At 64.2% G+C, this 14,807-nt stretch carries 13 protein-coding genes and 1 riboswitch; of the genes, 6 read left to right on the forward strand and 7 right to left on the reverse strand.

Annotated elements, in window-relative coordinates:
• Nucleotides 1–239 precede the first annotated feature (239 nt).
• From AC1ECK_RS15280 to AC1ECK_RS15295, 4 genes are all read right to left on the reverse strand, one after another.
• Nucleotides 240–488: a pentapeptide MXKDX repeat protein gene (locus tag AC1ECK_RS15280; RefSeq protein ID WP_480320484.1), complete on the reverse strand. Its 249-nt coding sequence runs from the start codon at nt 486–488 to the stop codon at nt 240–242.
• A gap of 95 nt (nt 489–583) precedes the next feature.
• Entirely contained in the window at nt 584–1,378 is a 795-nt protein-coding gene (locus tag AC1ECK_RS15285; protein WP_480320486.1) for a molybdopterin-dependent oxidoreductase, read from the reverse strand.
• Between the two features lie 10 nt (nt 1,379–1,388).
• Nucleotides 1,389–2,027 (reverse strand): cytochrome b/b6 domain-containing protein, encoded by a 639-nt coding sequence (locus tag AC1ECK_RS15290; RefSeq protein WP_480320488.1) that lies wholly within the window; start codon nt 2,025–2,027, stop codon nt 1,389–1,391.
• Nucleotides 2,028–2,058: 31 nt separating this feature from the next.
• Nucleotides 2,059–2,901: a DUF1223 domain-containing protein gene (locus AC1ECK_RS15295; RefSeq protein WP_480320490.1), complete on the reverse strand. Its 843-nt coding sequence runs from the start codon at nt 2,899–2,901 to the stop codon at nt 2,059–2,061.
• A 336-nt stretch (nt 2,902–3,237) separates the two neighbouring features.
• A riboswitch (TPP riboswitch) is annotated at nt 3,238–3,356 on the forward strand.
• 137 nt (nt 3,357–3,493) lie between these two features.
• Between AC1ECK_RS15295 and thiC the strand changes: the two genes are divergently transcribed.
• The 4 genes from thiC (at nt 3,494) to AC1ECK_RS15315 (ending at nt 9,498) form a co-directional block, all read left to right on the forward strand.
• Complete coding sequence (gene thiC / locus AC1ECK_RS15300; protein WP_480320492.1) at nt 3,494–5,425, forward strand: phosphomethylpyrimidine synthase ThiC; 1,932 nt, start codon at nt 3,494–3,496, stop codon at nt 5,423–5,425.
• A gap of 281 nt (nt 5,426–5,706) precedes the next feature.
• The gene (locus AC1ECK_RS15305) at nt 5,707–6,180 is read left to right on the forward strand and encodes a hypothetical protein (RefSeq protein WP_480320494.1); all 474 of its coding nucleotides are present in this window, start codon (nt 5,707–5,709) and stop codon (nt 6,178–6,180) included.
• Between the two features lie 467 nt (nt 6,181–6,647).
• Nucleotides 6,648–8,246 carry an L-lactate permease gene (locus AC1ECK_RS15310; RefSeq protein ID WP_480320496.1) on the forward strand — a complete coding sequence of 533 codons (1,599 nt, stop codon included), beginning with the start codon at nt 6,648–6,650 and terminating at the stop codon, nt 8,244–8,246.
• Between the two features lie 319 nt (nt 8,247–8,565).
• Entirely contained in the window at nt 8,566–9,498 is a 933-nt protein-coding gene (locus AC1ECK_RS15315) for a DMT family transporter (protein ID WP_480320498.1), read from the forward strand.
• 428 nt (nt 9,499–9,926) lie between these two features.
• Here the strand turns inward: AC1ECK_RS15315 and AC1ECK_RS15320 are convergent, their stop codons facing one another.
• Nucleotides 9,927–10,076 carry a hypothetical protein gene (locus tag AC1ECK_RS15320; RefSeq protein WP_480320500.1) on the reverse strand — a complete coding sequence of 50 codons (150 nt, stop codon included), beginning with the start codon at nt 10,074–10,076 and terminating at the stop codon, nt 9,927–9,929.
• Nucleotides 10,077–10,237: 161 nt separating this feature from the next.
• A complete protein-coding gene (bamC, locus tag AC1ECK_RS15325; RefSeq protein ID WP_480320502.1) occupies nt 10,238–11,458 on the reverse strand; it encodes an outer membrane protein assembly factor BamC in 1,221 nt (406 codons plus the stop codon).
• Between the two features lie 558 nt (nt 11,459–12,016).
• On the opposite strand from bamC, the gene AC1ECK_RS15330 reads away from it, so the two are divergent.
• Both AC1ECK_RS15330 and AC1ECK_RS15335 read left to right on the forward strand, forming a co-directional pair.
• Nucleotides 12,017–12,511, forward strand: coding sequence for a DUF2844 domain-containing protein (locus tag AC1ECK_RS15330; protein ID WP_480320642.1), 495 nt, complete (start codon nt 12,017–12,019; stop codon nt 12,509–12,511).
• A gap of 12 nt (nt 12,512–12,523) precedes the next feature.
• Entirely contained in the window at nt 12,524–13,801 is a 1,278-nt protein-coding gene (locus AC1ECK_RS15335; RefSeq protein ID WP_480320504.1) for a DUF3443 domain-containing protein, read from the forward strand.
• Between the two features lie 306 nt (nt 13,802–14,107).
• Here AC1ECK_RS15335 and AC1ECK_RS15340 read toward each other — a convergent pair whose 3' ends face one another.
• A complete protein-coding gene (locus AC1ECK_RS15340) occupies nt 14,108–14,680 on the reverse strand; it encodes a hypothetical protein (RefSeq protein WP_480320506.1) in 573 nt (190 codons plus the stop codon).
• Between the last annotated feature and the right edge of the window lie 127 nt (nt 14,681–14,807).

A 14,807-nucleotide genomic window follows, 5' to 3' on the forward strand; every position in this document is an offset into this window, starting at 1 on the left:
AAGGCGGCCGGGCCGTCACGATACGCTGTGCTCCCTGCGCCGCCTGAGGGCAGCGGGCGTTGCCTCAAAACCGGCGAACACCCTGGCGCGCCGACCGTTGGGCGCGCACCGCAGCATTATGCAGGAACGCCGTTGGGCGTCCATGAAAGAATCGTAAATTGTGTTTCCGCAACACAGCCGGGCCGGGGCCAAACCCCGGCCCGGCCCGGCCGCGCCTGCGCGGACCGGATGAAGCCGCTTCAGTTGGCCATCGCACCCGAGGCTTCGTGCTTCATGCCCATGGCATCGCCGTCCTTCTTCATCTTGTCCTTGGACATGGCGTCCTTCTTCATCGTGTCCTTCGACATCGAATCTTTCGACATGCTGTCCTTCTTCATGGTGTCGTGCGACATCGCATCGTTCGACATGGCGCCGCTCGCCTGGGCGAAGGCGGCAGTGCCGCTCGTCAGAAATGCCACGGCCAGTGCTGCGATTGCGTACTTCTTCATGGGATGACTCCGTTTGATGTGGATAAAGAGAGCCGGTCAAGCCGGCGTGTTTCCGAAGCTTCTGCCGCTCGAGGGTCGGGCCCAACCCGCGCGCGTCAGGAGCCTCCGAACCAGTTGTAGCCCTGGTCGACCCAATAGCCGCCAGGGTAGGTGTTGGTGACGAACATCTCGACGATGTGCTTCGGATTCTTGTAGCCGAGCTTGGTCGGCATGCGCAGCTTCATCGGGAAGCCGTATTTCGGCGGCAACTGCTCGCCGTCGTACTGGAACGTGAGGAGCGTCTGCGGATGCAGGGCGGTCGCCATGTCGATGCTTTCGTAGTAGTCGTCGGCGCATTTGAAGCCGACGTACTTCGCGCTCGTGTCGGCGCCCACGCGCCGCAGGAAATCCGCAAACGGCGTGCCGCCCCAGCGGCCGATCGCGCTCCACCCTTCCACGCAGATGTGCCGTGTGATCTGCTCGGCATGCGGCAGCGCATACAGTTCGGGCAGACTCCACGTGCGCTGGCCGGTGACGAGGCCACTGAGTTGCAGCCGGTAGTCCGAAGCGTCGACGTCGGGCACCGAATCGACGTCATAGAAAGCGTTGAACGGGAACGGCCGCGTGATCTGCGCCTCGGTGTAGGTGGGCGCCAGTTGCTGCGGATCGAAGATGAACGCCTGGGCGCGATCGTTCAGACGCGAGACGGCCGTCAGGAACGCATTCACCGATTTATCGTCGGTCAGCGAGCAACCGGTCAGCATCGACAGGCCGCCGAGTGTGAGCAACTGCTTGCCGAACATGCGCCGCGACGGCAGCGCGAGCTCGCGACGGGCGTCGATCAGGATCGACTCACGGTCGAGCTTGCTCGCGAGGACGCGTCGGGCGGGTTTCTTGTCTTGCGTGGTCACGATGATCTCCTTAGCGGCCGCGCAGCATCGCCAGCAGCGAGCGCGGAACGAGCGCCACCATCACCAGATGCACGGCGATGAAAGCCGCCATCAGCGACATGGCGCAAAAGTGCACGATGCGTGCGTTGTCGTAGCCGCCCATCAGCTCGCGCAGCAGCGGAAACTGCACCGACTTCCAGATCGCGAGGCCCGAAAGCACCAGCACGATCAGGTCGCAGACCACGAACACATAGGCGAATTTCTGCACGGCGTTGTAGACCCGCAGATCGGCATGCGAGAGCTTGCCGGTCAGCGCGGCGACGAAGTCGTGCAGGATGGCGCGCGGCGAAAGCGGCAGGAACTTGCGGAAGAAACGGCCACTGACGAGGTTGAGCGCGAGATACACGAAGCCGTTGAAGAACAGCAGCCACATCGCCGCGAAATGCCATTGCAGCGCACCGCCGAGCCAGCCGCCGAGCGTGAGCGAAGGCGGAAACATAAAGCCCTTGAAAACCGGCGACGCGTCGTAGATGCGCCAGCCGGAGAGCATCATCACGATCGCGGCGAGCGCGTTCAGCCAATGGGTGACACGCACCCAGACCGGGTGAATCGTGCCTTGACTTGGCGCGGTGGGCGGCGCCGTGTCGGCCAGGGTGCGAGAGGCAGTCATGCGAGTCTCCAGGAGTTGCGGGCGGTCTGTTTCAATGGCAGGCCGCCAGTTCCGCCACCTGCAATACCTCGCCGGTGGCGGCGTTTTCGACAAAGGCCACGACGCCGAACTTGCCCGGCTGCGCATTGCTGTCCGTGGCTTCGGAGGCGTCGAGCGCGATCTCGCGGCGAATCTGCGCGCTGCCCGACGTGAGCGGCACCGGACCGATCCATTGCCGCACCACGCGCTCGTGATGCAGCGTCGCGCCACTGTTCTCGCCGGCACGCACCTGCGAAGTCAGGGCGTTTTCGTAGACCGCCACGTAGGCGTTCAACGAGTCGCCGGCGGCGGCCTTCGCGGTGAAACGCGCGTCGACGCCGAAGCCGGTGCGGCTTTGGGCAGGCGCAGCCAGTTCCAGCGCGATATCGGCCTGGGCCGGCTCGGCGGTCACCTTGTGGATGCGCGCTTCGAAGCTCGAAGGCTCGGACCAGCCGCGCAATTCGCGGCCCGAGACGAAGACTTCAGGCGTGTAAATGGTGTGGCCGCCGGCGAGATCGGTCAGGCTTTGCTGGCGTTCGGTGAAGCGATGCTGCGAAAAGCGGTCGGTCCAGCCGAGGCTGTTCCAGTAGTCCACGTGCAACGCGAGCGGCACGATGCTCTGCGACGCGCCGCTGTCTTTCCACTGACTGAGCCACCGGTCCGCGGGCGGGCAGCTATTGCAGCCCTCACTGCTGTAGAGCTCCACGAGAGCGACCCGGTGAGCCGGGCTGTGCGCCGTGCACATCGAGGCAGCCGCCTGAGCGGCGCCGCTCGCGGCAAGCACGGCGAGCGCGGCGGCCAGCGAAACGGCACGCACGAAGCGCGAGTCGGCAAGGCGGCGGTTGACGGGATGCATGGCAGGCTCCATGAGGAAATCTGCACGTTTGTCGAACGGGGCCGGCGGTTATGACAGCGGTTTTGAAAATATTTTTGCGCAAGGTGCGGGTGCCGGGTGGCCTACGCTGCCCGTGCTCCCGGTTGATGCTGCGCCTGCGCCGCTCAGTTCGGCATGCCATTCATGCTGGCGATAGCTACCAGCTTGCTCCTTTTACGGCCACCTTTCATGCTGCGGCGCATCACCATGCGCCGCCCAATAGAGATAAGCCTGCGGGCCTGTAAGGCGGTCTCTGCTGGCGTGCCGCCCATTTCAAGACAGGTTGCCAAGCACCGGCCGGCCGGTGTATCGTGTGCGCTGCTAACGCGGGGGTCCTGCGTCGCACGGAGGTTGGAGGTCCGTGCTGCGTGGGTGAGAAATACCCTTTGAACCTGATCTGGATAATGCCAGCGCAGGGAAGCGTACGGAATTCGCCGCCGCTGTACCGTTTCATCCTCTAGCGAATTCCGACTACTTCCGTCTCGTCTCCTCTGCTTAGCCGCCCCACATAGCTTTGCATGGGACCGGAGTAAGCGCTAAAGCGCCAACTCCGGTCGACACAGGAGAGAAATAGATGAACGCCAATCCGAAGTTCCTTTCCGCCGACGCTCACGTCGATGCGGCCGCCGTCGCGCCCCTGCCGAATTCGCGCAAGATCTACGTCAGCGGCTCGCGCCCGGATCTCCGCGTGCCGATGCGTGAAATCACCCAGTCGGATACGCCGGACAGCTTCGGCGGCGAGAAGAACCCGCCAGTCTATGTCTACGATACGTCGGGCCCCTACTCCGATCCGGAAGCGTCGATCGACATCCGCGCCGGTCTGCCGGCGCTGCGTCAGCGCTGGATCGAAGAGCGCGGCGACACCGAAGCGCTGACGGGTCTGACGAGCGACTACGGCCGCGAACGCGCCGCCGATCCGGCCACCGCCGAGCTGCGCTTCCAGGGCCTGCACCGCACGCCGCGCCGCGCCGTCGCCGGCAAGAACGTCTCGCAGATGCACTATGCACGCCGCGGCATCGTCACGCCGGAAATGGAGTACATCGCGATCCGCGAAAACCAGCAGCGCGCCGCGTATCTGGAAAGCCTGAAGACGAGCGGCCCGAACGGCGAGAAGCTGGCCGCGATGATGGGCCGCCAGCATCCCGGCCAGGCCTTCGGCGCGAGCGCTTTCGGCCCGAACGGCCTGACGGAAATCACGCCGGAATTCGTGCGTGAAGAAGTGGCCCGCGGCCGCGCGATCATCCCGAACAACATCAACCACCCGGAAAGCGAGCCGATGATCATCGGCCGTAACTTCCTCGTGAAGGTCAACGCGAACATCGGCAATTCGGCCGTGACCTCGTCGATCGGCGAAGAAGTCGACAAGATGACCTGGGCGATCCGCTGGGGCGGCGACACGGTGATGGACCTGTCCACCGGCAAGCACATTCACGAAACGCGCGAGTGGATCATCCGCAATTCGCCAGTGCCGATCGGCACGGTGCCGATCTATCAGGCGCTCGAAAAGGTCAACGGCAAGGCCGAAGACCTGACCTGGGAAATCTTCCGCGACACGCTGATCGAACAGGCCGAGCAAGGCGTCGACTACTTCACGATCCACGCCGGCGTGCGCCTGCAATATGTGCCGCTGACGGCCAAGCGCATGACGGGTATCGTCTCGCGCGGCGGCTCGATCATGGCGAAGTGGTGCCTGGCGCATCACAAGGAAAGCTTCCTGTACGAGCACTTCGAAGACATCTGCGAAATCATGAAGGCCTACGACGTGGCCTTCTCGCTCGGCGACGGCCTGCGTCCCGGCTCGATCTACGACGCCAACGACGAAGCGCAACTGGGCGAGCTGAAGACGCTCGGCGAACTTACGCAGATCGCATGGAAGCACGACGTGCAGACGATGATCGAGGGCCCCGGCCACGTGCCGATGCAGCTCATCAAGGAAAACATGGACCTGCAACTGCAATGGTGCGACGAAGCACCGTTCTACACGCTGGGACCGTTGACCACCGACATCGCCCCTGGCTACGACCACATCACGTCGGGCATCGGCGCCGCGATGATCGGCTGGTTCGGCACGGCGATGCTCTGCTACGTCACGCCGAAGGAACACCTGGGCCTGCCCAACAAGGACGACGTCAAGACCGGCATCATCACCTACAAGCTCGCGGCGCACGCAGCGGACCTGGCGAAGGGCCACCCGGGCGCGCAGGTGCGGGACAACGCGCTGTCGAAGGCACGCTTCGAATTCCGTTGGGAAGACCAGTTCAACCTCGGTCTCGACCCGGACAAGGCGCGTGAATTCCACGACGAAACCCTGCCGAAGGATTCGGCCAAGGTCGCGCATTTCTGCTCGATGTGCGGCCCGCACTTCTGCTCGATGAAGATCACCCAGGACGTGCGCGAGTTCGCGGCGCAGCAAGGCGTCTCCGACGACGAAGCCTTGCAGAAAGGCATGGAAGTGAAGTCGATCGAGTTCATGAAGAAGGGCGCTGAAATTTATCAGCGGCAGTAAGGGCGGCAGGCGGCGCTTGCAGGAGGCGCCGCGCTGCTTGCCTTGCCATGCATGCAGGAGCCCGCCGCCGGCGGGCTTTTGCATTTTTGCTTTTGCGCAGCCTGCTGGCCGGCGCCGTCGCCGTCGTGACAGGCCGCGTGGGCGTGCCTCGGACCTGAAACAAGCGGTAACGAGATTGCAACCTGAGGCAACTCGCGACGGCGTAAGCTAAGCGGATCATGCCGTTTTTCAGAATCATCAATACCAACCGCCACGGCATCGAGATGCATCAGGAGCGTGCCATGAGTCCCCTTTCCGCCACCACCCGCCTCGCCGCCGCGGCCATGGTGCTTGCCTTGTCCGGCTGTTATTACCCGTATGGCTACTATCCCTACGGCGCGAACGGCTATTACGCAACCGTACCGGCTTCGGCGACCCAAACGGCTGTGCCGGTGACGGCGAGCGGCGAGCCCGTCGGCGCGTTGAACCAGCACGCTCCGATCCCTGCCCCGCCGCCGCCCTCGGTGACGACGTCCGGCTCGTACACCGTGCCGGCCGTGTCAAGCGCGGCGCCGGTGGTGGCCCAGCAGGTCTATGTGCCGGCCCCTGCGCCGGTCTATCCCGCCTACTATCCGTATCCGGCCTACCCTGCCTACTATGGATACGGCTATCCCGCCTACTGGGGGCCGTCGGTTTCGATCGGCTTCGCCGGTTTTTGGGGCGGCGGTTGCTGCTGGGGTGGGCATTGGGGCGGCGGCTGGCACGGCCATCGCTAAGCCAGCCAACCGGCCACCTGAGCCGGGTTATGCGCGCAGGGCAGCGGCTCGCGTCGATACGCTGCCCCTAGCGCGCTGCTCCTGATCCATTGCTTCCGGCCTATTGCCGATTACGTGCTGCATCTCCCCTCGCAGCGCCTCACTGCACTACCCACTACCGCTCATCACGCCTGTTGCCTCTCCAGTGCGTGCCACGTCATCCATTCATGACGTCCATGTCATTTCCAGGCCACCCTCGAGCCATCTCCGCGCCGCCTGCGTATTCCCCCACGCCCTTGCCGTAGTTTCCCGTCTTGACTGCGCCGGCCCAAGTCCTATGCTGGAACCGCCACATGCACTATCTGTTTAAATACGCGATCCGGTGCGCTCACCGCACGCAGCCACACCGCCATCCGTCCTGCTCCACCCGACGCGTCAGGTAGCGCGCAGTCCGTCGCGTCGACTCCAACAACAACGAAGGAGACGTGATGTTTCATCAGCTACTCACCCCTATCGGCAATTCGCTGTTGCCGTCATTCCTCGTCGCCGCGCTACCGATCCTGGTGGTGCTGGTGCTGCTCGGCTGGGCCCGGCTCCCGGCGTGGCAGGCATCGCTCGCCGGACTGATCGTCGGACTGCTGGTGGCGATCTTCGGCTGGCAGTTTCCGGTTGGGCTCGCCTTCGATACGGTCGTCGCCGGCGCGGTATTCGCGCTCTGGCCGGTCATGTGGATCGTGGTCAACGCGATCCTGCTCTACAACATCGCGCAACGCTCGGGCCGCTTCGCCGCGTTCCGCATGTGGATGATCGACAACCTGCCGAACGACCGGCGCATCGTCCTCGTCGTGATCGGTTTTTCGTTCGGCGCCTTGCTCGAAGGCATTTCCGGCTTCGGCACGCCGGTCGCCATCACCAGTTCGCTGTTGATCCTGCTCGGCTTTCCGACGCTCGAGGCGCTGACCTTCACGCTGATCTTCAACACCGCGCCGGTGGCGTTCGGCGCGCTCGGCGTGCCGATCACCGTGCTCGGCGCCGTCACCCACCTGCCTGCCGACACCCTCGCCAAGATGGTCGGGCGCCAGTTGCCGTTGTTCGCACTGGTGCTGCCGTTCTATGTGATTGCCGTGTATGCGGGTTTTCGCAACATGCTGCGCATCTGGCCGGTGTTGCTGGTCGGCGGCGGCAGCTTCGCCATCACCCAGTTCGCCGCCTCGAACTACATCAACTACAGTCTGACCGACGTGCTCTCGTCACTGGTCTCGCTGATCGTGACGGTGTCGTTCCTGAAGGTCTGGAAGCCCGCCGCCGATCCGCAGTTCGCGGTCAACATCGACCGGATCGGCGAGGTGCGCGGCAAGATCAGCGGCGCGCAGGGCTGGTATCCGTGGATCATCGTGTCGGTGGTCGTGATTATCTGGACGATCGCCAAGGTCTTCACGATCGGCGACGTCAAGGTCGCCTGGCCGGGTCTGAACAAGGCCGTCTTCATCACGCTGTACAACACGCCGTATGCGGCCATCTGGGACTTCCAGCCGCTCGCCACCGGCACCGCGATCCTGGTTGCGGCGATCATCACCGCGCTGCTGGTGCGGCTGTCCGCAGCCGAATTCGGCCGGGCCATTGTCGATACCTGGGTGCAGACGCGCATCGCCATCCTGACGGTGGCGACCATCGTCGCACTCGCCTACCTGATGAACTACTCGGGGCTCACCTATACGCTCGGGCTCGGCGTGGCGTCGGTCGGCGCATTCTTCCCGCTGGTGTCGGCCTTTCTCGGCTGGGTCGCGGTGTTCCTGTCGGGCAGCGACACCTCCGGCAATGCCCTATTCGGCAACCTGCAGGTGGTGGCCGCCAATCAGCTCAATCTCAATCCGGTCCTGATGGCCGCCACCAACTCGTCAGGCGGGGTGATGGGCAAGATGATCTCGCCGCAGAACATCTCCACCGGCGTGGCGACCACCGATCTCAAAGGCAAGGAAGGCGTGGTGTTCTCGAAGACCTTGAAGCACTCGCTGATTCTTACGATCGTGCTCGGCATCATCGTGTGGCTGCAGCAGAACTACCTGCAAGGCATGATCCCGCATTGAGCGGATACTCGATGTGAGGAATCAAGGCACGCCCGAGGGCGTGCCTTTTTTGTTGCCCTTCGCTTGCTCTTTGGTTGCCCTTTTGCGGCTTCTCAGGCACGCTCGCCGTCTCGCTGCCAACCCGCGTTTCTGTCAATTTTTCTCACATATCCGTGAGAATTGCTCGTTTTACGCCAGCCTTCACGACGCTTACGCTTAACCCTTCAGGACCCGCCCAGGCAAAAACATCTTGCTGTTTCATTCCAGCCTGAAACATCCGCGAGATCACGCTGTTAACATCACTTCGCGTCCCGACTCAACTGCGCGAGACGCGCTTCCCATGAATACCAAAAGCCTGCTTCAACTCCTCGTTCTCGCTGCCCTGTGGGGTGCGTCGTTTCTGTTTATCCGGGTCGGCGTGACCGACTTCGGCGTGGCGCCGCTGATGGCGCTGCGCGTCGGCATCGGCGCGCTGTTTCTCATCGTCCTGCTGGTGGCCCGGCGGCCCGTGCGCGAAGCGGTCGCCACGTTGCGCAAGCGCGCGCTGCCCTTGCTGGTGGTCGGCATCCTGAATTCGGCCGCGCCGTTCTGCCTGTTCGCCTACGCGGAATTGACGCTGTCGGCGGGCGTGACGTCGGTCATCAACGCCAGCACGCCGCTCTGGGGCGCGCTGGTGGCGTTCCTGTGGCTCAAGGACCGGCTGAGCGCGCTGCGCAGCGTGGGCCTCGCGGTCGGCTTCCTCGGCGTGCTGATGCTGGTCTGGGATCAGATCGCCACGCCCCACGGCGCCAGCGCCACGCCGCAGACCGCCGCGCTGGCCGCGGCGGCCGCGCTCGGCGCGACGCTGCTGTACGGCATTGCCGCCAACTACACGAAGCGCCATCTGAGCGGCGTCGATCCGCTCACGGTCGCCGCCGGCACCATGACCGGCGCCACCCTCGTGCTGCTGCCGCTCGCCGTGATCTACTGGCCCGCTACGCCAGTCTCGCTGCACGCGTGGGGCGCGGTGATCGCGCTCGGCGTCGCCTGCACCGGGGTCGCCTATATGCTGTTCTTCCACCTGATTGCGGCGATCGGTCCCGCGCGTGCGATCACCGTGACCTTCGTGATTCCGATCTTCGGCATCCTGTGGGGTGCGCTGTTCCTTGGCGAAAGCGTTTCGCCGGGCATGCTCGAGGGCTGCGTCGTCATCCTGATGGGCACCGCGCTTGCGACCGGCGTCGTCAAACGCATTCCGTTCGGAGCGCGCCGCCCGAGCGGCGCGGATACCTGAACGCCTGAACGCAGGCGGGCAAAACCACTGACGCAAAAAAATAGCCCGCGCTCCAGCGGAGCGCGGGCGAAACCGTCGCCCTACGAGGATAGGCGACGGGGCCAACGGGGCCGCGCGTCAAGCGCGCAAGCCATCATTCGGCAACACGCCGGTTCGTCGTCCGGCGTGCAATCAACAGGTTTCGGAGTGAGTCGGCGCCACGCGCAGTCGCTGCAAGCGCCGCCGCCGCGTGGCCATCCGGCCCCATGAGATAGATAACAGCAGCTTGCGTGCCAGGCTGAAATACCGTTGACACACAATCGCAAGCGATTGATTTTTATATTTATTTTTTTATCGCACGGAAAAACGGAAGGGTTTTTGCGGCGCGTTACGCCGTAACGTCACGTTACGTGCGGACCGCACATCCGCTGAGAAAACGGTGCCGGCGCTCAGCGCACCCGCCACTTGATACGCAGCCCAAGCCCGCGCGTGCGCACCGCCGCATGCCTCGGCTCATGCTCCGAGAGCGCTGCGCCGCACACCAGCGCGAGAAAGAGCAAACTGACTGCCCACATCCAGTAGGGAATAAGGTCGAACATGGCCGGTCTCCTTGGTCCTGGTCCGGCCAGATAAGCAAGCTCCATGCGCACGGGGCCGATCCGTCAACGGGACCACAGGCGCACTCCCGCAAAAACAGCGGCCATAAAAAAACCCGCCTGGGAAACCACCCCAGGCGGGTTTTCGAGCGAAGCCCGATGGATCAGCGCAACTGATCGACCACGAGGTTCATGATCTGCTTGGCCGGCGCCGACGAGTCGATATTGCCCTTGTCGTCGACCACCGACACGCGGGTCTGGTCAGGCGTGACAGCGCGCACGTTCACGAGGTACTGCTTGGCGACCTTTTCGGTCTTGCCATGGAACACCTGGCTCCAGAAGCCCTGTTCGGCCGACGTCATGTCCTTCGGATCCACGTAGCGCACCGAATACAGGCCACGCGTACGGTCGCGGTTGTCCACCGTGAAGTTGCTGCGATCCAGCGCGATGCCCACGCGCACCCACGCACGGTCATACGGCTCGCCGAGCGTAAGCTCGGTCGACGTATATTGCGCCGAGGTGCTCGCCGCGTCCTGCTCCGGCGTAGGCTGTTGCGCCGCCAGGGCGACGTTTTGCGCCGCGTTCCTGGCCGCAGCCGAGTTTGCGCCTGCGGTTGCCGCAGCCGGCGCCGTCTGCGCGCCGGCCGGCGACAGCGCCGCGCTCTGCGTGTCGCCACGCGAATCGGCCGTTGCCAGCGACGCCATCAGGCGCTTCAGATACTCGGTTTCGAGGCCCGGATCGTTCGGCTTGGGCTGCCAGGTGGTGGAATCGTTGTTGGCGCCGCTCAGGGCTTCCTGCATGCCCTTCTGGCTGACGAACACGTAGGTGCCACCGCTCGGCGCGGTTTCGAGACGGGTACGGTACTTGTTGCGCTCGGAGGCGACATAGGAATTGCCCATCGCCTTCGACAGCGTGTCGCGGATCAGGCCCTCGTTGATCTGCGCATGGGTTTCGTTCCAGTCGGTCTCCATCACGCCCTTGTCGCGCTGGTCGACCACCAGCAGGAAGCCCTGCTCCTGCCAGAAACGACGGATTTGCGGCCAGACCTGATCGGGCGTCTTGCCGTCGATCACGAGCCAGCTTTCCGTGCCGTCACGCTGGATATGCATGCCCTTGACGGGCGGCAGCACGCCCAGATCGGCAACCGGCGCCTGGGCCTGCACCTGCTTGAGCGTGGACAACGAGGTTTCGCCGCCCTGTGGCGGTAGCGAGCGCTGATCGGACGTCTCATCGATCATGTTCGGCGGCACGGCCAGCGAGACCTGCTTCGATTTGGAATCGCTCTTGTAGTCAATCTGGGTCGGCGACGAGGTACCGCAGCCGGCGACCAGCCCGCCTGCCATCAGCAATACTGCAAACCGCTTGGTAAGACGAAGATCAGTCATGTTCAGGGAATCCTTCCGCTACGCCACGGCAAGTTTCCGTGGATCAACCCGTGATTTTACCGGCACCGGACGAACCTGTGCAAAAAGCCGGTATGGCTCCCGTCGGACGGGGCCGCAAAGGCGCTTTTAGCGTGTGTTCCGGGCCCACGGCGAAGCACTCATCGCCGCGTCGGAATGGCGCTTCCCGCGCAACCGGAAATGGCCCGGACGACACGCTTTAACAGCCGTCATGGCGTGCCCAGTTTTAACAATTCACAACGTTTCCCACATCTGCATCAGACAGTCCTGTCAGAGGCGCTATCCCCTTGTTTATTCGAGCCATTCCCAGCTCGCACGATGACCATTTTTGAGATTTCAGAACACCTCGTTCGACCTTGCCGGCATTGCTCAGGAAACCTCAGTGATATCTTGAATTTACCGTCTTAAAAATGAAACGAGAGGTCAGCCATGCAGGTATCGAGGATCGTCCCTGGATCGTTCAACACCAGCGCCGTACGGGTGGCCGCGCTTGCCGCCTTACTGCCCATAACATGCGCTCACGCAGCGCTCGGCGAGGCCATCGGCGCGGTCAGCGCCGTCAGCGCCGGCTCGACCGGTGCAGCGGTGGCAGCCGGCTCTACTGGCTCTACTGGCTCTACTGGCTCTACTGGCTCTACTGGCTCTACTGGCTCTACTGGCTCCACTGGCTCCACTGGCTCAAGCGCGTCCGCCACCGCGCCGGTCGTGCTGCTGAACGGCGCCGTGCTGATGCGCACGAGCGTCGATACGGGCGGCACGACGATCAACGAGTACGCCTCGAACACCGGCGAGATCTTCGCCTACACCTGGCAGGGCCCGACCATGCCCGATCTGCCGGCCCTGCTGGGTGCCTACGACGCCTCCTACCGGACGGGCGCCGCCGCGGGTCTTGCGGCCGAACGCGAGCTGCATGCCTCGCGGGTGGTGCAACCCGATGTGGTCGTGGAGTCGGGCGGCCAGATGCGCAGCTACATAGGCCGCGCCTGGCTGCCAGGCGCGCTGCCCGCCGGCGTGACGCCTGACGATCTGCCCTGAAGGAGCCCGCTCATGCCGACCCGCTCCGTGTTCCTGCTCCTTATAGGCAGCGCGCTATGCGGCGCCCTCTCCGCCTGCGGCGGCGGTGGCGGCAGCAGCAGCGCAACCGGCACCGCGTCCTCCCCCGTCACCGCCTCGGGCGCCACCAGCGCGCCGCTCGCCGCCACTTCGCCCGGCAGCAAGGCCAGCAGTCCGGCGGCGATCGCCCAGTCGAGCATGCCGAACGTGCAGCCGATCGCCGTAAGCACCGCGCCCGGCCTGACGCGCAATATGCTCACGACCAGTGTCACGGTTTGCGTGCCCGGCACCAGCCACTGCGCGACCATCGACAACGTGCAGGTCGACACCGGCTCGCAGGGACTGCGCATCCTCGCCTCGGCGTTGCCAGCCACGCTGCAATTGCCGGCGCTGCAGGCAGGCGGCGGCAGCGTCGGCGAATGTGCGGTATTCGGCGGCGGTTACACGTGGGGTGCCGTGCGCAGCGCGGATGTGCGGATGGCCGGCCAGTTGGCCGCCGCACTGCCGGTCCAGTTGATCGCCGACCCCACAGTGCCGAGCGTGCCGTCCGACTGCAGCGGCGCCGGTCTCGCCATGCAGACCTCAAGCAGCTTGCGCAGCAACGGCATTCTCGGCGTCGGACTGTTTGCCGCGGATTGCGGCAGCACCTGCGCGAATACGGCCGCACCGCGCTGGTACTACAGTTGCGGCACGACCGGCGCCTGTCAGGCGAGCGCCCAACCGCTCGCCCAGCAGGTCACGAATCCGGTGAGCGCCTTTGCGCTCGACAACAACGGCGTCGTGATCGACCTGCCGGCCGTCGCCGCCACCGGCGCGCCGACGGTGAGCGGCTCGCTGATCTTCGGTATCGGCACCCAGGCGAACAATGTACTGGGCGCAGCGACGGTACTGCGGGCGAATGCCCAGAGCGGCTACGTCACGACGCTCAGCAACAGCCGGACTTATTCGTTCAGCTACCTAGACAGCGGCTCGAACGCGCTGTTCATCGCCAACGCCGGGATGCCGCAATGCGGCCTGTGGTACTGCCCAGCCGGGTCGCAGGCCGCGAGCGCGACCATTGCGGGCAGCGACGGCGCGACGGCCGTGGTGTCCTATTCGGTGGGCAACGCGACGGCGCTCTTCAACTCGTCCAACAACGCATTCAGCAACCTGGCGGGCATCTCGAGCAACAGTTTCGGCTGGGGTCTGCCGTTCTTCTATGGACGCCGCATCTACACCGCCATCGAGGCGCGCCTCACCCCGGCCGGCGCCGGCCCGTACTACGCGTTCTGACTGAAAATTCGCCAGGTCCGCAGCCGGGCATATTTGCTATGAGCCAGGTGCGATAGTTCGATTCCGGGAATGAGCAGTGATGAGATTGTTAGTCTTGCTGATCTTTAAGGAATCGATATTGTGACAAGATGATGAAGCGACATCGTGACAAGATGTGTGAAGAAGATTCGCAAGCGGCGCTGTTTGCGCGCGCCGACTAGCCGGCGTGAACGCACGGCCAGGACTGTCGAAACGTACATCGAAGCCGGCTCACGCCGTACACGGAACCCGAGAATCAAGGGATACAGGCCCAGCGCGCAGCGGCGTTTATTCCGCGCTATCGCTCGCGGCGTCCTCGTTGGTCTTGACGAGTTCCGGCGGGGCCAACCAACGGAACGATGCCAGATTCAGCCCCGTGAAGGTACATTCGACGGCGGCGGCCCTCACTACCTTCTTGGGTTTGACCGGTTTGACGGTTGCCGCGGTAGCGGAAGCGCCCGAAGCAGCGGCGAGCGCTGTGGCAGGCGCGGCGGCTGAGGCAGTTGATGCGACGGCAGCAGTCTCGGCTAAGGCGGCCGAGGCGGAGGCAGCCATAGCAGCCGACGCGGCCACTACGCCCGAAGCGCCCTTCGGCGCCGAGGCCACCGCCACCTCGGAAGCGGTCTGCATATGCGAGAGCGAGCCTTCGACGACGACCCGCGAGCCGTGGATACCGGTACCCGTATGGTCGACCGACAGCTTGTCGACCGACACCTCGGGAAACTGCTCGGGCGACACGTCAGCCAGTTTGCTGCGCATCATCTGTTCACACGCGTCCGTGTTCTTATAGACGGCCGTACACCCTACGAGCAGCACGGCGGCGGTCGTTATGCATGCGAGAGATAAAGTGCGGATCTTCATTGATATTCCGGTTTTCAGGCTGTCGGCATTGTAGCGTACGGGCCGTGAGACGCGCTGCCGGAACCCGACCGGATGTAGTTCACCAGGATAATCGAACGAAGGCGGTCTTCCAGGGCATGATCCGAGT

This window comes from Paraburkholderia sp. SSBN10T (assembly GCF_056619545.1).

Coding starts and splice junctions, on each gene's coding strand:
- AC1ECK_RS15280 (WP_480320484.1), bottom strand. CDS start 488: ATGAAGAAGTACGCAATCGCAGCACTGGCCGTGGCATTTCTGACGAGC.
- AC1ECK_RS15290 (WP_480320488.1), bottom strand. CDS start 2,027: ATGACTGCCTCTCGCACCCTGGCCGACACGGCGCCGCCCACCGCGCCA.
- AC1ECK_RS15295 (WP_480320490.1), bottom strand. CDS start 2,901: ATGCATCCCGTCAACCGCCGCCTTGCCGACTCGCGCTTCGTGCGTGCC.
- thiC (WP_480320492.1), top strand. CDS start 3,494: ATGAACGCCAATCCGAAGTTCCTTTCCGCCGACGCTCACGTCGATGCG.
- AC1ECK_RS15305 (WP_480320494.1), top strand. CDS start 5,707: ATGAGTCCCCTTTCCGCCACCACCCGCCTCGCCGCCGCGGCCATGGTG.
- AC1ECK_RS15310 (WP_480320496.1), top strand. CDS start 6,648: ATGTTTCATCAGCTACTCACCCCTATCGGCAATTCGCTGTTGCCGTCA.
- AC1ECK_RS15315 (WP_480320498.1), top strand. CDS start 8,566: ATGAATACCAAAAGCCTGCTTCAACTCCTCGTTCTCGCTGCCCTGTGG.
- AC1ECK_RS15320 (WP_480320500.1), bottom strand. CDS start 10,076: ATGTTCGACCTTATTCCCTACTGGATGTGGGCAGTCAGTTTGCTCTTT.
- bamC (WP_480320502.1), bottom strand. CDS start 11,458: ATGACTGATCTTCGTCTTACCAAGCGGTTTGCAGTATTGCTGATGGCA.
- AC1ECK_RS15335 (WP_480320504.1), top strand. CDS start 12,524: ATGCCGACCCGCTCCGTGTTCCTGCTCCTTATAGGCAGCGCGCTATGC.
- AC1ECK_RS15340 (WP_480320506.1), bottom strand. CDS start 14,680: ATGAAGATCCGCACTTTATCTCTCGCATGCATAACGACCGCCGCCGTG.